The organism is Haloparvum alkalitolerans (assembly GCF_055381565.1).
Window position 1 is genome coordinate 15,548 of the sequence record NZ_AP043936.1, and the last position, 17,780, is coordinate 33,327.

At 55.5% G+C, this 17,780-nt stretch carries 17 protein-coding genes; 13 read left to right on the top strand and 4 right to left on the bottom strand.

Annotated features, from left to right (window positions below; all coding sequences use genetic code 11):
• Window positions 1-188: 188 nt before the first annotated feature.
• Complete coding sequence (gene thiC, locus ACZ432_RS00085; RefSeq protein ID WP_426963363.1) at window positions 189-1,637, bottom strand: phosphomethylpyrimidine synthase ThiC; 1,449 nt, start codon at window positions 1,635-1,637, stop codon at window positions 189-191.
• Between the two features lie 211 nt (window positions 1,638-1,848).
• A complete protein-coding gene (locus tag ACZ432_RS00090) occupies window positions 1,849-2,757 on the bottom strand; it encodes a DMT family transporter (protein WP_426963364.1) in 909 nt (302 codons plus the stop codon).
• Window positions 2,758-2,983: 226 nt separating this feature from the next.
• Here ACZ432_RS00090 and ACZ432_RS00095 point away from each other — a divergent pair, with 226 nt between their 5' ends.
• Entirely contained in the window at window positions 2,984-4,660 is a 1,677-nt protein-coding gene (locus ACZ432_RS00095) for a transposase (protein ID WP_426963365.1), read from the top strand.
• A 290-nt stretch (window positions 4,661-4,950) separates the two neighbouring features.
• On the opposite strand, the gene ACZ432_RS00100 is transcribed toward ACZ432_RS00095, so the two are convergent.
• Window positions 4,951-5,739 (bottom strand): TrmB family transcriptional regulator, encoded by a 789-nt coding sequence (locus ACZ432_RS00100; RefSeq protein ID WP_426963366.1) that lies wholly within the window; start codon window positions 5,737-5,739, stop codon window positions 4,951-4,953.
• Between the two features lie 83 nt (window positions 5,740-5,822).
• Between ACZ432_RS00100 and ACZ432_RS00105 the strand changes: the two genes are divergently transcribed.
• The 10 genes from ACZ432_RS00105 (at window position 5,823) to ACZ432_RS00150 (ending at window position 15,818) form a co-directional block, all read left to right on the top strand.
• Complete coding sequence (locus tag ACZ432_RS00105; protein WP_426963368.1) at window positions 5,823-6,155, top strand: DMT family transporter; 333 nt, start codon at window positions 5,823-5,825, stop codon at window positions 6,153-6,155.
• A gap of 94 nt (window positions 6,156-6,249) precedes the next feature.
• A complete protein-coding gene (locus ACZ432_RS00110; protein WP_426963391.1) occupies window positions 6,250-7,497 on the top strand; it encodes a digeranylgeranylglycerophospholipid reductase in 1,248 nt (415 codons plus the stop codon).
• A gap of 80 nt (window positions 7,498-7,577) precedes the next feature.
• Window positions 7,578-9,254, top strand: a complete 1,677-nt coding sequence (locus ACZ432_RS00115; protein WP_426963369.1) for a transposase — start codon at window positions 7,578-7,580, stop codon at window positions 9,252-9,254.
• Between the two features lie 609 nt (window positions 9,255-9,863).
• Window positions 9,864-10,538 carry a helix-turn-helix domain-containing protein gene (locus tag ACZ432_RS00120; RefSeq protein WP_004594449.1) on the top strand — a complete coding sequence of 225 codons (675 nt, stop codon included), beginning with the start codon at window positions 9,864-9,866 and terminating at the stop codon, window positions 10,536-10,538.
• Window positions 10,539-10,701: 163 nt separating this feature from the next.
• Window positions 10,702-11,745, top strand: a complete 1,044-nt coding sequence (locus ACZ432_RS00125) for a zinc-dependent alcohol dehydrogenase family protein (RefSeq protein WP_426963370.1) — start codon at window positions 10,702-10,704, stop codon at window positions 11,743-11,745.
• A gap of 194 nt (window positions 11,746-11,939) precedes the next feature.
• Complete coding sequence (locus ACZ432_RS00130; RefSeq protein ID WP_426963392.1) at window positions 11,940-12,260, top strand: PadR family transcriptional regulator; 321 nt, start codon at window positions 11,940-11,942, stop codon at window positions 12,258-12,260.
• 157 nt (window positions 12,261-12,417) lie between these two features.
• Window positions 12,418-13,008, top strand: coding sequence for a helix-turn-helix domain-containing protein (locus tag ACZ432_RS00135; RefSeq protein WP_426963371.1), 591 nt, complete (start codon window positions 12,418-12,420; stop codon window positions 13,006-13,008).
• A gap of 210 nt (window positions 13,009-13,218) precedes the next feature.
• Window positions 13,219-13,983, top strand: coding sequence for an SDR family oxidoreductase (locus ACZ432_RS00140; protein ID WP_426963372.1), 765 nt, complete (start codon window positions 13,219-13,221; stop codon window positions 13,981-13,983).
• Between the two features lie 123 nt (window positions 13,984-14,106).
• Window positions 14,107-15,057 (top strand): NADP-dependent oxidoreductase, encoded by a 951-nt coding sequence (locus ACZ432_RS00145; RefSeq protein WP_426963373.1) that lies wholly within the window; start codon window positions 14,107-14,109, stop codon window positions 15,055-15,057.
• A gap of 80 nt (window positions 15,058-15,137) precedes the next feature.
• A complete protein-coding gene (locus ACZ432_RS00150; protein ID WP_426963375.1) occupies window positions 15,138-15,818 on the top strand; it encodes a helix-turn-helix domain-containing protein in 681 nt (226 codons plus the stop codon).
• Window positions 15,819-15,912: 94 nt separating this feature from the next.
• Here the strand turns inward: ACZ432_RS00150 and ACZ432_RS00155 are convergent, their stop codons facing one another.
• Window positions 15,913-16,884, bottom strand: coding sequence for an oxidoreductase (locus ACZ432_RS00155; RefSeq protein ID WP_426963376.1), 972 nt, complete (start codon window positions 16,882-16,884; stop codon window positions 15,913-15,915).
• Window positions 16,885-17,147: 263 nt separating this feature from the next.
• Here ACZ432_RS00155 and ACZ432_RS00160 point away from each other — a divergent pair, with 263 nt between their 5' ends.
• Together ACZ432_RS00160 and ACZ432_RS00165 are read left to right on the top strand one after the other, a co-directional pair.
• Window positions 17,148-17,552 carry a (R)-mandelonitrile lyase gene (locus tag ACZ432_RS00160; RefSeq protein ID WP_426963377.1) on the top strand — a complete coding sequence of 135 codons (405 nt, stop codon included), beginning with the start codon at window positions 17,148-17,150 and terminating at the stop codon, window positions 17,550-17,552.
• A 61-nt stretch (window positions 17,553-17,613) separates the two neighbouring features.
• On the top strand, window positions 17,614-17,763 hold the full coding sequence (locus ACZ432_RS00165; protein WP_425557115.1) for a DUF7563 family protein: 150 nt from the start codon (window positions 17,614-17,616) through the stop codon (window positions 17,761-17,763).
• Window positions 17,764-17,780: the final 17 nt, after the last annotated feature.

The window sequence follows — 17,780 nt, forward strand, 5'->3', positions numbered from 1 at the left end:
AGGAAGGCGCACGATTCGAAATCACTAGTGTCCAGACTGATAGATAGACGCTCTGAGTCGGTCACGCTACAATGGTTGAAATAGACCGAGAAGAATCGGTAAGTACAGGATACATAGTCAGCACAGGTTTCGAAGTCGCGATCACTCGTATTGAGTGGCCCAAAAATAAATTTCAGAACTGTTGAAGGTTAATCGTCTGCGTGTGATTCTGCAGGAGTAAATGTGACACCATTGATTTCGACTTCATCAGGAACGCGACTCGTGTCATGGGTTCCAACCGGCGGGAGATTCACATCCGCAGCAGGCGAAGCGTCAAGGTTAGTCTCGTCATCAATCGAAGACATCTCACCGTCGGCATCCCGTGCGTCCTGATCAATTCGCATCGAGCAGAACTCGACACCACACATCGAGCAGAAACGAGCTTCCTTGTAGTTGTCGCCAGGCAATGTCTGATCGTGGTATTCTTGGGCACGCTCGGGATCCAGTGCGAGTTCGAATTGCCTGCGCCAATCGAACTCGTAGCGCGCTTCGGAAAGTGCATCATCCCAGTCGCGTGCACCCGGAAGATCATTCGCGACGTCAGCAGCGTGGGCTGCAATCCGATAGGCTGCGAGACCGTCTCTCACGTCCTCTTCGTCAGGGAGACCGAGATGTTCCTTCGGTGTAACATAACACAACATCGCCGCTCCTGCACGAGCAGCCTCGGTCGCCCCAATCGCGCTTGTGATATGATCGTAGCCCGGCGCGACATCGGTGACTAGCGGGCCGAGGACGTAGAATGGTGCACCGTCACAGACGTCTTGTTGGCGTTCGACGTTATCGGCGATCTCGTCTATTGGGACGTGTCCGGGGCCTTCAACCATGACTTGGACGCCGTGGTCCCATGCGGTCCGAGTCAGTTCGCCGAGTGTGTCGAGTTCGGCGAACTGGGCTTCGTCGCTCGCATCTGCGAGACAACCGGGACGGAGGCCATCGCCCAATGAGAACGTCACGTCGTGTTCCGCGAAGATTTCGCAGATTTCCTCGAACTTCGTGTACAGCGGGTTCTGCATCCCATTCTCTTCGATCCACTGGGCTAGAATAGACCCCCCTCGCGAGACGATTCCAGTCTTTCGGCCGTCTGTCAGTGGAAGATGTTCCATCAGCACGCCTGCATGGATAGTCATATAATCGACGCCCTGCCTGGCTTGCTTCTCGATAATGTCGAGCAGCAGTTCGTGGGTGATTTCGGCGGGACTGTCAACACGCTTGACAGCCTCGTAAATCGGGACGGTTCCGACCGGCACGGGTGAATGCTCGATATTAGCGCTACGGATGTCATCAAGATCCTCGCCGGTTGAAAGGTCCATCACAGTGTCGGCACCATAGTGGACCGCAGTGTGGAGTTTCTGGAGTTCGCCTTCGATACCACTAGTCGTGTCGCTATTGCCAATGTTCGCGTTGACCTTTGTAGAAAATTCCCGTCCTATAATCATCGGGTCAAGCGATTCGTGCGCATGATTGTTCGGAATGACGGCTTGTCCGTCGGCAACCTGCTGTCGAACAAAGTCCGGATCATAGTTTTCGCGCTCGGCAACTCGTTTCATAGCAGATGTGATTTCGCCTGCTTTGGCCAGCTGGATCTGAGTCTTTGCCATCAATAACCAAGTTATACTACTAAGTAATATAGCCTATGGGAAGGACGACTTGTATTCGCCACTCTGTAGCGGAGTGAGATTTGAGTAAAACTACTTTCTGCGAGCGTGTCATAGAAAAGTTCACGCACAGTTTCTTTTCGGGGTAGTAACTAGTGAATCTCCTGCTAAACTCTCCCGCGTACCGGTCATGGAATCCGGGTCGAGTTTGTTGTTACGTAGCGGAGTAGCAGGTATTGAGTATCACTTCTCTTTCGATGAGTACGAACCCGACGAAGATGATGAGGAAGCCAACCAGACTCACGGTCGCCAATCGGTTGTCGAACAGGACCAATCCGATCGGTGCTGCGACGATTGGTTGCAGATAGAAATTGAGACTCGTCCGAGCAGGCCCGATTCTGTCGATGAGTTCGAAATGGACGGCGTACAAGACGGCTGTCGCGAGGAGGCTCTCAACGACAACGCCAGTAATGGCGGTGGACGTCCACGTAATCGCGGTCAGCGAATAGCCGAAGACGACGGCGATACCGTGGTTTACGACCGCAGCAAGGAGCACACCCCACGCGGTGAGCGCGAGTCGGGGAAGCGCTGGTTGCACCCGTTGGGTCAGCACGGTGCCGAGTGCGAATATCGCAACGCTCCCGATCATCAGTCCGAATCCGATGAGACGGTCTGCATGAATGGCTGCTGCCGACGGCTGGGCGACGATACCGACTCCAAGGAATCCGAGAAGGATGCCGAATGCGTCGACGATGTCGAGCGAGGCTGTCGGCAACAGGAGGACGGCGAATCCCGTCGTCAGGACTGGCATGAAACTGTAGGCGATCGCACCGACGGCGCTGGTGACGTACTGCTGGCCGGCGAACAAGATGGCGTTCATGACACCGAGCGTGAACACGCCGACGACCCCCACGCCGAGCACATCGCGGCGCGTGCGGGGGAGCCAGTACGTCGAACGCCAGCCGGCGACGGCGAGTAACGCCACGCCGGCGATGTCGAGGCGGAGTGCCGCGAACAGTAATGGCGGCACGTCCGGCATGCCCAGCTTCGCGCCGACGAAGACGAGCGCACCACAGACGCTGTATATGCCGAACAGGAGGAGGTTCTGATACTCGGTCCTCACTGGTTTTGCTTTCCGCTCACCGATTCATATATCATATGGTGCCCACCGTCGACTCTGTGACGGCAGTTCGATGACGAACACGCTGGCCTACTCATCGAGTCTGCACACCTACCGAACCACCGTTCCACCTCGGTCACATGAAACGAACGGCGACCGCCTGCTGAATATATCCTCTATACTGATCAGTTAGACGGATTCTTGGCCGGGTCGTGGCCAGTATCTCGTAGTGGTTGCGACCTGGGAGTCACAGCGCACGGTCTTTCGACGAATCGCTCAACAGCCGTACGTCCAGTGGCCAGTCTATGATTTGACGCCGTTGTACGATCAAACCTCACTCGCCGGATTAGAATCGGATATTCAAATCGTCTCGGAAGTCTGGTTTACTCACCACGAACACGACTCACTGGAGCAGTTCATCTGCACACTCCCAATCGCCTACTTCAGATTCGAGGCCCACGACCGCTACACGGAGTCGACGCGCTACGAGATGAACACCCTCTTTCGAGTGTTCGTGCTGAAAGAACTCCATGGATGGGACCACGAGACGGCACTCGTCGAATTCCTCGAGTGCCACCCTGAACTTCGCGAGCAACTCGAGCTCGGTAGAATTCCGAATCAGTCGACGCTGTGGCGCAGCTGGCACGAGCGCTTCACGGGTGAGTTGCGTGAGACGGTTGAGACAGCCGCCCGGACAATCCTGATCAATGCCCAGAACGCGGGTGTAAGCGTTCCGCGTGACCCAAAACAGACGCTCCCCCAACGAGGTAACGACACCGATGAGTCCGACCTAGACGGTCAGACTGTACTGGAACAGGCGGAAGCGATCACAGATCGCATCAGCCGCGTCGTTTTCCCGGCGTTCTCATTGGACCGTGGTGAGGGTTGTGAGATCCATGAGAACGCCTACTGGGACTTACAGACCTATCTCGGTCTCCGCGAGAACTTGGCTGCCAACGAGGGGGCTCGGAGCTTCATTTGCGAGTCAACGCGTGATCGGACACCACTCGGGCACGCCCATCGCGAGCATATTCGTGACCTCTCGATCGCGGAGATTCGCGAGATGTACCGCCAAGCAGTGAAACGTCTACTGGATGAAGTCGCGGAGACAGAGCAGTTCTTTCGAGCGGGAATCATCGCGATCGATATCACGGAAGCTGACCCGTTTACGGGTGACCGAAGTGGGCACAAGGACGAGATTATCGGGACGAAGGAGAAGACCGACGAATACGCCTACCAGTGGGCAACAGTCCAGTTGGTCGGCAACGCTGTCCCGCTCGTCCTTGATGCCCGCCCGGTACGGAAAGGCGAGTCACGGAAGGAGATCGTCGAGGACTTGCTGGACTCGGCTGAAGGGCTCGTCCATGTCGATAACGTGCTGATGGATCGGGAGTTCGACAGCCAGCACGTCCTGGAGATGATCAGCCAGCGTGGGCTTTCCTACGTCGTGCCGAAGCGGATGCAGACTAGCGAAAAAGCCCAGGCCAAGCGGTTGCTTCAGCGCGATCAAGACCGGTACGAGACCGACTGCAAACTCCATCTCGGCCAGAATGAATGGCATGAGACGACGCTAATCTACCGTCGGAAAGAGAACTCTGAACACGACGATCACCGGCAGTACTCGGTGTTCATGTCCAACCGGGGTGGCGGTTTTCTCAGTGAGTACGGATACCGGTGGGAGATCGAGAGTGGCTATCGGTCGATCAAGCGATTCATGGCCGCGACGACGTCGACGAATTTCGGACTGCGGTTCTTCTACTTCGCGTTCGCGTGTCTCTTGTACTCGATCTGGCGAGCAGTCGACCTACTCGTCCAAGTCGAGTTGACGGGTGAGTACGAACACGCACCGATGGTGACTGCCGATAATACGCTCACGCTGTTGAAGAAGGAGACCGGAATCGGGTAGTACGGTTCTCTACCCGTGATAGAACGTCGTCTGAGTGGCAACGCTACCGAAAGTTGTAGAAAATCGCCCATATGGTAGATATAGCAACAAGAATGCTCGTTCGGAGAGCGACCTGAAGCAGTTTCCACTCCTAGATTCGGTCGAAACCACGCATCACAGACCCGCTAACCCCACTGTAGTCTCAACTCCCCACGCCCCACAGGAGTTGAGACTGGCCTTCTCAATGCACAGAGGCAATATCGGTTTGAGTCACTTGCATCACATCACGTCTTCCTCCCATCATCACTGTCTCACTCAAGGAGGGGAACAGCATCGGTCCACAGTCGTTGGAAGTACTGCTCAAACTCGGAGACTACTTGCGAATCTTTGATCCCGATCACACCGATCCTGTCTTCACCAGATACTGGATGTAGCACATCGATCGTCGTCTCCACATTGTCCACGATATCAAACGAAAGCGCAATCTCAGGAGTCGTTCTGACAGTTATGTCTGCGGGTTGGTTTTCAATTAGATGTGGGAATCGGTCGGGGAGTACGGTAACTGCTTTTTCACTGAAGAGGAGGTCTACAGACAAATCCGTATTAGCACCCTCCAAAAAGCCTTCCACTTCAGATTGGAGTGTCTCCCACGTCGCATCCTCGTAGGGAGGCCCGACAGTTGCTTTGACAACGTTCTCCGCGGTTCGCATATGCTGCTGGTGTGCTGTACTCATTTCGTCGCTTCCGAGCGATCCAAGCCAGAAACTACTCTCTGTCGGTGGTGTCGGTAATAGGTTCGAACGGACTGTTTCTGCTTTTTCGCGGTAACGATCCCACTCTTGTTTCAGCTCATACGCTCGTTCAGCCAGAAGCCTGTCGACGACGGTTTCTGGCTGTAGGGCCACGTATCGATTTGGGTCGCTTGACTGTCTCCAAATCAGATTGCGAGCTTCAAGGCCGTTTAGCACGTCGTAGATACGGCCTTTTGGGACTCCACTAGTATCAGAGAGTTCGGCTGCCGTCACTGCTCCCGTCACGAGAAGCGTGCGATAGGCCTTCTCCTCGTAACTTGAGAGTCCAAGCTCGCCCAATTCAGTCATAGATTGTCATTGTACCTCCAAAAATATTGTAAGTGCTGTTTTGTTTCAATAGCCGTATATCGGTGGCTTCGAGACCTAACGATATGCATCCGTACGTACTGCTCGCTGGTGCAATACTCTTCGAATTATTCGGGACAACTGCCCTCAAACTCTCCGATGGGTTTTCACAACTGGTTCCCAGTATTGGGGTTGTCCTCGGATATGGGGCGGCGTTCTATCTACTATCCCTGACGTTAGAGGAATTACCGATGGGTGTTGTCTATGGAACATGGGCAGCATTGGGTATTGTTGGTGTGGCAGGTATCGGGGCCATTGTTTTTGGTGAATCAGTTGACCTGGCAGGCCTTGTCGGAATTGGCCTCATTATCGGTGGCGTCTACTGCGTTAACGTGGTGTCACAGATGTCTGCCCACTAAGAGGGAGGGCACCGGGTCTGTGTAGAAACAACCGAAAAGTGGCACTGTGTTCCAACATCTTGTTCGTCCTCTTTTGAGTAGTTGTTCTCCAATGATGTCCAACAGTTATGATGTAATCATCGCTGGGGCAGGTCCAGCGGGGGCGCAGTGTGCACGAGATCTAGCTGACCGTGGGTACGATGTTGTCGTCCTAGAAACCGAGGCAGAAGATGAGTTCCCAGCTCAAAGTAACAAATCTACCGGCGGAACGTTTGCGTCAATGATGACCTCCTTCGGCATCCCGGACGACGTCGTTATGCACGCGACTGAATCAGTAGTTCTTGAATCTCCAAATGAACACTTTATCCAGGACCAGCCGGGCTTTGTCTTGGACTTCGAGGCGTTCAAGAAGTACCTTGTCGAGGATGGTCGTCACAAGGGTGCTGAGTATCGGTTTGATGCTCGTGTTCGTGATCCGATCGTCGAAGATGGTGATCTCGTTGGTGTCCGTTATAACCGTGACCAGGAGGTCTTTGGCGAAATCGTTATTGATGCTACGGGTCCGGCTGCGCCACTAGCTAAAGATATGGGGATAGCCAATCTTGAGCGGGAGAACCACGCGATTGGTATTGAATACTTATTCGAAGGCGTCGATCTCAATCATCCCGAGTTTGCTGATCTCACTGACGCGATGATGTTGCGGTTGGACCACGAGTACGCCCCTGGAGGTTATTCGTGGATCTTCCATACGGGTGACGACACAGCAAAAGTCGGCATCTGTTATATCCAGAATGAACGCTATCAAGAAAACGCCATTCACGATCGCACCGTCGACGGGTATCTCGAACATTGGCTTGATACTGACCCACGGTTCGAGAACGCCAGACAAATCGCAGAGAGTCCAGTTCGGGGATCAGCACATGTACAGCCCCCCGGATCGATGAGTACTGATTCGTTCATGGCGATCGGTGATACTGTCCCGTCGGTTGATCCTGTCTGGGGAGAGGGAATCTACAAGTGTATGAAATCAGCTCGCGCAGCTGCAATGACAGCCGACCGCTGTCTGACGAGGACGAAAAACACCTCTGCTGAGGAGATGGGAGTCTACGACGACCTATGGAACGAGCAAGTTGCCCCCCGACAAGACCGTCGATTGATGATGACGAGGTTGCTATACCTTGCACCAAACGAACGGTACGACCGACTCATGCAAGATCTGAACAAGCTTTCTCGAGATACCCTTTCAGATATTAACGATGGGAGCAAGCGGGAAATTGTAAAACTGTTGTATCCCAGTGATCTATCCTACCTCTGGAAATACTGGCGAGAAACACAATTTGGGAGTGTCTCTTACTCCAACTAACCACAACACTTCCGCTGATGAATCCAACTTCAATCCGATCTTGATCAACTGGTCTTGGACGTTTTGCTATCAGTACCCACATGGCTATGACCCCCGAGTCGCGTCGAACAGTCTTTCGCCAAATCGCTCATTGTTCCTATGTCGATTGGCCAACGTATGGATCTAGCCCGCTGTTCGATCGCTCGTCGCTTCCCGCACTGGAGTCGGATGTCCGCGTCGTCGCAAAAACGTGGTTCCAACAAGACGAACACGAGGGCGTTGAACCATTCGTCCACACATTACCGCTTGCATACGTCCAGTTCGATCCCCACGACCGATACGCAGGCTCGACGAGCTACGAGATTGAGACTCTGTTTCGCCTATTCCTGTTAAAAGAACTCTACGACTGGGACCACGAAACCGCGCTCGTCGAATACCTCACCAAGCATCCCGATCTCTGTGATCAACTTGGCCTGGAGTCGGTCCCCGATCAGTCAACCCTATGGCGTAGCTGGCATCACCGGTTCACGGCCGAACTCCAAGACACAGTCGAGACGGCAGCGCGAACAATCCTCATCAAAGCCCAAAATGTGGGTGTCTCTGTTCCACGAGAACCAGAACGGCAGAGCCGCAGACACCATGATGAGAATGAAGAATCGGACCCCAATGATCAGACCGTATTAGAGCAGGCCGAGACCGTTACTGAGCAAGTGAGTCGCGTTGCCTTCCCAACGTTCTCACTGGACCGTGGCGAGGGTTGTGAGATCCACGAGAATGCCTACTGGGACCTCCAAACCTACCTGGGGCTTCGAGAAAACCTCGCCGTCAATGAGGGGGCTCGCAGTTTCATTCACGAGTCCAATCGGGAGCGGACACCGCTCGGCCACGCCCATCGCGAGCATCTCCGCGACCTCTCAATTGAGCAGATACGCGAGATGTACCGCCACGCCGTGAGTCGCCTCTTGGATCGAGTCGCAGAGACGGAGGCGTTCTACCGGGCTGGCATCGTTGCCATCGATATCACTGAATCAGACCCCTTTACTGGTGACCGAGATGGCCACGAAGATGAGATTATCGGCACGAAAGAGAACACCGACGAGTACGCCTACCAGTGGGCCACGGTCCAGCTGGTCGGGAATGCCGTCCCAATCGTCTTAGATGCGCGCCCAGTCCGGAAAGGGGACACACGCAAGGAGATCGTCGAGGACCTCTTGGATTCGGCAGAGGCAGCTGTTCATGTCGATAACGTACTGATGGACCGTGAGTTCGACAGCCAGCATATCCTGGAGATGCTGAGTCAACGTGGGCTCTCCTACGTCGTCCCGAAGCGGATGCAGACCAGCGAGAAGGCCCAAGCCAAGCGCCTTCTCAAGCGCGACAAGGATCGGTATGAGACCGACCGGAAGCTACATCTCGGCGACAACGAGTGGCACTCGACGACGCTAATCTACCGACGGAAAGAGAACTCCGCGCACACTGATCATCGGCAGTACTCGGTGTTCATGACAAATCGGAAGAGTGGCCTTCTCTCGGAGAATGGCTACCGGTGGGAGATCGAGAGTGGCTACAAGTCGATCAAACGGTTCATGAGCGCGACGACCTCGAAGAATTTTAGCCTCCGATTCTTCTACTTCGCGTTCGCCTGTCTCCTGTACTCGATCTGGCGAGCGGTCGATCTATTGGTACAGGTACAGTTGACCGGTGAATACGAGCATTCACCGATTGTAACAGCCGACAATACGCTAACGCTGGTGAAGAAGGAAACCGGAATCGGATAGTAACGAGACTCTCTCCGCAATAGCGGGGCGTCTGAGTGGCTACGCTGTCGAAAGTCGCCGAAATTCGCGTATATGATTGGAAGTTCAACAGAACCGCCCGACTGGAGAGTAATCTGAGTCGGCTTCCGATCACTGAATCGACCGAAACAACGCATCACAGGCCCGCTATACCCGCTGTAGTCTCAACTTCCCCGGATGAGGGTAGTTGAGACTGCCTCTCTCAATGCATACGGTTCTCGAACACCTTCGTGATTAATGAGATCTCTGCTTCAGCGTTCCGTACCTCTCGATTGTAACAATATTACAATCGATTGATCTAACCAATCGGAACACCTTCAGAAACGCGAATGAAGGAAACTTGAAGAAACCTCTGTGCTTGCTCAATTCCTCGGATTCCCCGTTGCCGACTGGAGATTTCAAGACTCGCGAAATCAACCCTCAGAACGCGTCAATGAGGGTGCAGCCAGCACTTCCTTTCGCGGTGGAGGATCGTGACCTCGTCAAACACAAGGCGGTCAACTGGCCGATAACCGGTGACAGAACGGCACCGCCGGCAGCATCCAAGCGGGACCCAGAAGATTAAGCGTCCGGGCGGCGTACATTCTCGCCATGACTGTCACCACTGAGTTTGTCCTCCGCTCGCCATCTCTTCCACTTGTCAGTATCCCAAATTCGATCCAAGTCGATACAATCGAAAGTACGCACGCGCTCTGTCTACAACCGGATGTCCAGATATTTTCCGCAAGATTCGATCAAGACGATAAGGTCTCCGAGGAGGAGCTATTGGATCTTGACGAAATCATGGAGGCGGAGCTGGTGGGGGAAACGAGTGATAAGACTGTTTATAGACTTACTGTCGAGCTAGAGGAATCCGTCTCGCAGGCGTTCGAACCGGACTTCGAGGGAGTAGAGTTGGAACCGACGACTGTCACTACTGAAGGGTGGCACGAAACGAAGGTTTTCAGAGACTATGAGAATTTTAATGCATTCCGGAAAAGTTGTGAAGACCACGGTATTTCTCTTGACCTCCTCTCGATATCTCCCGACCCGTCCTCGTCTGACAACCAGTCAGAAGATGGATTGACCGACCGCCAACGAGAGGCCCTGACACTTGCTATCTCTCGTGGGTATTACGAGAGTCCGCGACAAGTCACAGCTGAGGAGCTTGCCCAGGAACTCGGGATTTCACAACCGTCGCTGTCAACTCTCCTTCGTCGTGGTGAACGGCAACTCATCGCGTCTTCACTTGACTCTCAAGTACCGTTAGAAATGGTCTCTAGGTAGGCCAGGGAGACCTAGTTTTCACTACTCGGTGGTGGAACTTCCATTCTTCACCGTTGATTGTCTAAAGAACCGTCTCTGTCTGACGCAGACCACTTAAATAGGCTATGTTGATAGCACTCCTTCCATGGAATACGAGACCGTTGTTTAACTCGGCCAACAAATCATGAAGGCAGCGACCTATCACGGTCCGGGTGAGATACGTATCGAAGAGCGACCCGAACCCGAACTAGAGGATCCGAAAGACGCGATAATCCGTGTCACTCACACTGCAATCTGTGGTTCGGATCTCTGGTTTTACCGCGGTGAAGAAGAGCACGAACCGGGGTCACCTGTCGGCCACGAGCCGATGGGAATCGTTGAGGATGTCGGTGAGGAGGTACGCCACGTCAAACCGGGTGACCGAGTGTTCGCTCCGTTTGCGATTAGTTGTGGGGAGTGCGAATTCTGCCGCAAGGGACTCCAGACGTCGTGTGTGAACGGAGGGTTCTGGGGTCCGCACGGCGGAGGCGGGGCCCAAGCAGAAAAGCTCCGTGTCCCCTTCGCCAACGGGACGCTGATTCGCGTCCCCGAGCGGCACGCAAATGACGAGGATGCTCTCGAATCTATCCTCCCGCTAACCGATGTGATGGCGACAGGCCACCACGCCGCCGTGAGCGCAGATGTCGGAGCGGGTGATACGGCCGTGGTTATCGGTGACGGCGCGGTCGGACTTTGTGGTGTTCTCGCTGCACAGCGCCTAGGGGCAGAGCGCATCATCGCAATGGGCCACCACGAAGACCGTCTCGCTCTCGCTCAAGAGTTCGGGGCGACCGATGTCGTTTCGACTCGCGGTGAAGAGGCTATAGAGCAAGCCCGAGAACTGACCTACGGTGGCGCGAATCACGTCCTCGAATGCGTCGGTGCAGCGTCGTCGCTCGAAACTGCTGCTGAAGTAGTCCGTCCTGGCGGGAATATCGGGTACGTCGGCGTGCCCCACGTCGAAAGTGCCGAGTTCCTCGCACCGCTGTTCTACAGCAACGCCTCGTTTATCGGTGGTCCTGCACCTGTCCGGAATTATGCCGAGGAACTCCTGGACGACGTTCTTCAGGGCATTCTCGATCCGTCGCCGATCTTTACGAAGACTGTCGGGCTAGAAGGCGTCTCCAAGGGCTACCAAGCGATGGACGACCGTGAGGCGATTAAGGTTATGGTGAAACCTGAAAGCTAGAGATCCGACATGATCTCTCCATCAACAGAGGCCGTAGTAAAGCGAGCCTGAGCACACGCATAAAAATCGATCAATTGATTCAGAACATCATTGACTGAATCGGCACGGACCACCTCGAATCATACCCAATCCCCTCTCACACCATGGATACAGACGAACGATACAACAATGTTGAACCGACACCGCCGTCGCTCATGCCCGGTGAGATTGAGGAATCGTGGTATCATCTCACCTCGTTCCAGCGGGATCTCATACATGCCATCTACGCAATTGGGGCCTCTGACGAGGACTGCTACGGCTTAGAAATTAAGCGCCGGCTCGAAACCATGTACCGGAGCGAAATCAATCACGGACGCCTGTATCCGAACCTCGACGACCTGTGTGAAATGGGCTACTTGGAGAAGTCGCAGTTGGACAAGCGGACGAACGAGTACCGTCTAACTGAAGACGCGAAGGACGCTCTTACAGCATTAGATCGGCATTACGACGAGCTATATGGCCGTTCTGTAGGGTAAGATAACGCCTTGTATACTGGGAGCATGATCCAAAATGACGATCATAGCTAAACTCCATCTCAGTTCACCTTCGCTACCGCTCGTAGGCGTCGCTGATTCGATACAATCACGCCAAATTTCGTGTATACATACACTCTCGATTCAACCACGTCAGCAGATGTTTGTTATTGAGGTCAAAAGCTCCGAGAGTCCCTCTGAGGAGGAGTTCTCGGTGTTAGAGGAGGTGGTTGAAGTGACGAAGCTCGATGAGGCGAGCGGCAAAGCCGTACTCAAGTTAACCGTGCGGCTGGACGAATCCATCGCCGAGGCGTTCGAGGCGAGCCCGGATGCAGTGCTCATGGGTGCGATAACCGTCACGCCGGACGGCTGGCTCGAAGAAAAGCTGTTCGAAGATTACACTGCCCTCACCGATTTCCAGACCGCCTGCGAGAATAACGGCATCTCGATGGAGGTCGTCTCGGTCGACTACGACGTTGCACCGTCGACGGATTCCGCGCCGTACGGATTAACCGAGAGACAGTACCAGGCGTTGGTGCTTGCGCTCTCTCGGGGGTATTACGAACGCCCGAGACAGACCACCGCCGAAGCGCTCGCTGACGAATTAGGAATCTCACAGCCGTCGATGTCGGGGCTCCTCCGCCGCGGCGAACAGCAACTGCTTTCTGCCACGCTTCACGCTCCACATCGGCTCGAAAACCCTCGAAGTAGCGAATTCTCGTTCCTCTCTGGAATCCGAAGAAGTCGTTGAATTCGACGCTTTCGGGGTCGCTGCGGCCTTAGTGCGACACTGATGAGAGTGCGCTGCTATCCCAGTGAACGTATTGGTGAAACCGTTCGGCGGCCCTCTGTCGTGCGAGGGTGGGTTCCGCGTGCACAGTTCGGCTGTCCGATCAGCCTACTTAAACGCGCTCTTAGTATAGGATAATCTCGAAGCCGACGCCAGACCTCTGTTCAATCGATGTCAACAGAATTCGGTTCTGAACTGGATGGACAGGTTGCGATCGTCACCGGGGCGTCTTCCGGTATCGGGAGTGCGACCGCGGAGTCACTTGCCTCTCGGGGGGCAAGTGTCGTGATCGCCGCTCGGCGGGCAGAGAAACTCGAAGCACTCGAAGCCAACATCGAGGACACCGACGGTGAGGCGCTCGTCGTGCCGACGGATATCACGAACGACGACGACATCGACGACCTCGTGGAAGCGACGCTGGACGAGTACGGCCGCATCGATATTCTCGTGAACAACGCCGGAGTCATGCCACTCGCGCACATCGCGGAGGCGGACCGCGAGACACTCCAGACGACCATCGACGTGAACCTCAGCGGGCTCATCAAACTCACGCACGCTGTCGTTCCGACGATGATGGAACAGGAGAGGGGGCATATCGTCAACCTCTCGTCCGTCGTCGGGCGGTTCCTTCAGGAGAACAGCGCCCACTACAACGCGGCGAAAGCCGGCGTGAAGATGTTCGGGGACTCGCTCCGCCTCGACGTCGCCGACGCTGGTATCCACGTCGCCACAATCGAACCGGGTGCGGTCGACACCGAACTCCTCGATCACATTCCTGACGATGAACTCCAGGCGGGGGTCAAAGAGTACGTCGGGTCGATGGACGCGCTCGCCCCCGAGGACATCGCGCGAACCATTACGTTCGTCGTCACACAACCGGAGCGCGTCGACATCAACGAGGTCCTGATCCGGCCGCTCGACCAGGTCCAGCCGTAGTCCCGTTCTGACGGTGCTCTCGTTGATCCGCCCCCATAAATCATCCAGCATTGTGAATTTAAACACTCTATCTAGTTAGCACCTCCCCCTTGGTCTACCGGCCCTTGACGTATTCTATAGCCTATGAAAGCAGTACGCATTCACGAGTACGGGGGCCCGGAGGTTCTGCAGTACGAAGACGTCGAAGAACCCGAACCCACGACTGGTGAGGTGCGCTTGGATGTCCGCGCCGCCGGGGTGAACCCTGTTGACTGGATGACTCGGAAAGGAATGGTGGAGCAGCGGGAGCTCCCGTGGACGGTCGGGTGGGACGCCGCTGGGGTCGTTACCGAAACTGGCCCCGAAGTGAGTGAACTGGCGGTCGGCGACGAGGTGTACGGTCTCGTCGGGTTCCCGGACGGTGGCGGCACGTACGCGGAAGCGATGGTGGCTCCTGAGGTGGAACTCATGCGAAAACCGGCACCGCTCTCCTTCGAGGAGGCGGCTGGCGTCCCGATGACGGCGCTAACCGCGTGGCAAGCGCTGGACGCGCTCGAACTGGAGGCAAACGAACGCGTCCTCGTCCACGCCGCAGCTGGTGGCGTGGGTCACTTCGCCGTCCAGTTCGCGAAGCACCGCGGGCTCCACGTCATCGGCACCGCCTCGGGGTCGAACGAGGATTATCTCCGAGAGCTTGGTGTCGACGAGTTCGTCAACTATCGAGAGCGACGCTTCGAAGAGGTGCTCGACCCAGTCGACGGGGTAATCGACGGCGTCGGCGGCGAAACGTTCGATCGATCCCTCGAAGTGCTCAAGCCTGGGGGAATCATCGACAAACTTCCGAGTCCCCCCACGGACGAACAGCAAGAACTGGCGAACCAACACGGCGTGGAAGCGATAATGACGAACGTGCGCTGGAATCGGGAATGGTTCGCGGAGATCACCGAACTCCTTGAAGACGACACTGTCTCGGTGACGCTCGATACGGTGTTGCCACTCTCGCAAGCGCGAAAGGCCCACCGACTGAGCGAAGAGAAACACGCCCGTGGGAAGATCATTCTCAAACCGGGAGACGGAGAAGCCGCGTCGAACTGATGCGCCGCGCATCCAGCGCACAGCTCGAACGACTATCGTCGTCGGGTATGTATTATATGCTCCAGCACTGACTGATCGATATGGCTATCGCCGCAGAAATTCTCCTGTCGTCGGACGCACTCCCTTTCGTCAAGCTCGCTCGGTCGCTTCCGAATAAAGAAATCTCGCTCTCTCAGATGATCCGGCTCGACGAGGACCGATACATCTTCATGGTCAGTATTCCAGCTGACGAACGAGAGACGTTCGAAGCCGAGGCTAGCGACCAACCTGAGATCGTTGACGTGCGGTCGGTTGGGAAAGCGCCGGACGGCTGGTTCTACCAGATCCTCGCCGAGCGAACGACTGATCTGCTTGAGTCACACGACCCGACGCAGTTCGAAGGCGTGCTGCTGGACGCGACCATAACCGGGGAGGGATGGATCGAACGAAAAGTGTTCGCCGACTACGACGCACTCAGCACTTTGCGAGACCGCTGTCAAATGTATGGGCTCCCTTTCGAACTACTCAACATCTCGTCTGATCCTGAGCATCCCGACGAGCGGGCGCAGTTCGGGCTGACCGACAGGCAGTACGAAGCGATCCGCGTCGCCTTTTCGCTCGGATACTACGAATCACCACGAACCGCATCGACGGACGACGTTGCACAGGAACTCGATATCTCGGCACCCGCTGCCTCGGATTTGCTCCGTCGAGCAGAACACCGACTCATCAGTCAAACGGTCGCTAATGGAAACGTCCTGAAACCCCTCGCCGGTCAATAACCTCCGCAAATGCGTGTCGGCTACGTCGTGAGCAGAGACAGGCAGAGACTCGCCGCTCAGTCGGACAGTCCAATCCCGCGCTCTTGGGAACTCTCTATTGCCAGTTTGCTTCAGGTAGGTCTAGGTCGAATGAGACGCCAGTAAGCTCTTCAGATACTTCCCACAGTCGCTGGGCGGTGTCCACATCGTAGGAACGGTCGCTCGATTCCTGGACTTCGGGCGAGCCGCGCATATTTCGGAAGCCATCGGGACCGACGAACTGACCGCCCTCAAGTTTCGGTTCGGTCGCGGCATAGAGCATCGGCTCTGCGCCCCGTTCGGCGCTCTGGGCGATCACGGTGTTAGCAAGTTTCATCATCCAGAGGCGGAGACGAGACCCTGACTGTCGAGGACCGCGGAACTGGAGGTCTGTTGCGGCCCAGCCGGGATGGCAGACGATACTCTTCACGTTCGCCTCGTCGGGAAGCCGACGGTCGAGTTCGTACCCGAACAGGACGTTTGCGAGTTTCGACTGCCCGTAGGCTCCCCACGCGCTGTAGGACTTTTCGCCGTGAAGGTCGTCGAAGTCGATTTCACCGTTTCGGTGGGCGACACTGCTCTGGGTGATGACGCGTGATTCCTCGGTTGTCCGTGTCAACACGGGGAGAAGATGGGCGGTGAGTGCGAAGTGTCCAAGATGATTCACGCCGAACTGATACTCGAAACCCTCCGCTGTCTCCTTCCGTGGGATAGCCATTACACCAGCGTTGTTACAGAGCAGGTGAAGTTCGTCGTACGTCGACTCGAACCACTCAGCGAACGCCGCGAGCGAATCGAGATCGGCAAGATCGAGTTCATGTACCGTCAATGATGATTCCGGGAGTTCCGTTTCGATCTCTTGTTTTGCGTTTTCTCCTCGTTCGATGCTTCGACACACCATCACGACGTGTGTGCCGCGCTCGGCGAGACCCTTCGTCACCTCGAAGCCGAGCCCGCTGTTCGCGCCCGTCACGATAGCTGTCTTGATATCCGAGTGGCCGCCAGACACGTCATTGGACGACGTCGCCGAGTCTTCGTATTCAGACATAGCCGTATCTACGAGAAGAGCTGATTTGTATACTGCCCTAACTGATTAGCCCGTTTATATACTCTCCCCAGTCGTCCAGGAAATGTCTCGTCGAAGCCAACACGGTATGTGCTATTATGGTACGAACTCGTCCCTTGTTCCAGTGTACATCCATTGAAGGACGTGGGTTGAACAGCCATCACAAATACCCCTATTTAAACGGGCTAATAAGATAGCATTGAATCCAAATTGCAGGGCATCCAATGTAGAGTCGAGGAACAAACATGGAGGTAACAGACGCCAGTTCACTCCCGACGTACGAAGGGCCCGAGGACTACTTTACCGGAGATGTTCGAATTGACGGCCTGTTCAACCCACAGGGGGAGGCCCGCGCGGCGGCGGCAAGCGTTACGTTCGAACCAGGTGCTCGGACCGCGTGGCACACTCACCCACTCGGCCAGCGGCTGATAGTGACGAGCGGCTGTGGGCTCGTCCAGCGTGAAGGCGGAGAAATCAAGCAGATCCGAGCCGGTGACGTGGTCTGGTTCCCACCGGGCGAGAAACACTGGCACGGCGCGACGCCAGATAAGGCTATGACCCACATCGCTATCCAAGAGGAGCAAGACGGAGAAGCCGTCACTTGGCTGGACCACGTTACTGACGAGGAGTACCCGAAGTCAGATAGCTAAACCCGCCACCATGACGACTGACCGGTCCTTGCGTTCAGTGATGGAGCACGCGTGTTAGCCTATGCCAGTGTGTGAGAACTGCGACGGCCACGTGTCCGAACGCTTCATACGGGTATTCAGTGATGATACGGGTCGCGTGTTTGCTTGTCCGAACTGCTCTGCGAATGCTGGTATCGGTGAAATCACACGCAAGCGAAGTACCGACGAGTAAGAAACGATACGGACGAT

Coding starts and splice junctions, on each gene's coding strand:
- ACZ432_RS00155 (WP_426963376.1), bottom strand. CDS start 16,884: ATGTCTGAATACGAAGACTCGGCGACGTCGTCCAATGACGTGTCTGGC.
- ACZ432_RS00160 (WP_426963377.1), top strand. CDS start 17,148: ATGGAGGTAACAGACGCCAGTTCACTCCCGACGTACGAAGGGCCCGAG.
- ACZ432_RS00165 (WP_425557115.1), top strand. CDS start 17,614: ATGCCAGTGTGTGAGAACTGCGACGGCCACGTGTCCGAACGCTTCATA.
- ACZ432_RS00105 (WP_426963368.1), top strand. CDS start 5,823: ATGCATCCGTACGTACTGCTCGCTGGTGCAATACTCTTCGAATTATTC.
- ACZ432_RS00100 (WP_426963366.1), bottom strand. CDS start 5,739: ATGACTGAATTGGGCGAGCTTGGACTCTCAAGTTACGAGGAGAAGGCC.
- ACZ432_RS00130 (WP_426963392.1), top strand. CDS start 11,940: ATGCCCGGTGAGATTGAGGAATCGTGGTATCATCTCACCTCGTTCCAG.
- ACZ432_RS00120 (WP_004594449.1), top strand. CDS start 9,864: ATGACTGTCACCACTGAGTTTGTCCTCCGCTCGCCATCTCTTCCACTT.
- ACZ432_RS00140 (WP_426963372.1), top strand. CDS start 13,219: ATGTCAACAGAATTCGGTTCTGAACTGGATGGACAGGTTGCGATCGTC.
- ACZ432_RS00145 (WP_426963373.1), top strand. CDS start 14,107: ATGAAAGCAGTACGCATTCACGAGTACGGGGGCCCGGAGGTTCTGCAG.
- thiC (WP_426963363.1), bottom strand. CDS start 1,637: ATGGCAAAGACTCAGATCCAGCTGGCCAAAGCAGGCGAAATCACATCT.
- ACZ432_RS00125 (WP_426963370.1), top strand. CDS start 10,702: ATGAAGGCAGCGACCTATCACGGTCCGGGTGAGATACGTATCGAAGAG.
- ACZ432_RS00135 (WP_426963371.1), top strand. CDS start 12,418: ATGTTTGTTATTGAGGTCAAAAGCTCCGAGAGTCCCTCTGAGGAGGAG.
- ACZ432_RS00150 (WP_426963375.1), top strand. CDS start 15,138: ATGGCTATCGCCGCAGAAATTCTCCTGTCGTCGGACGCACTCCCTTTC.
- ACZ432_RS00110 (WP_426963391.1), top strand. CDS start 6,250: ATGTCCAACAGTTATGATGTAATCATCGCTGGGGCAGGTCCAGCGGGG.
- ACZ432_RS00115 (WP_426963369.1), top strand. CDS start 7,578: ATGGCTATGACCCCCGAGTCGCGTCGAACAGTCTTTCGCCAAATCGCT.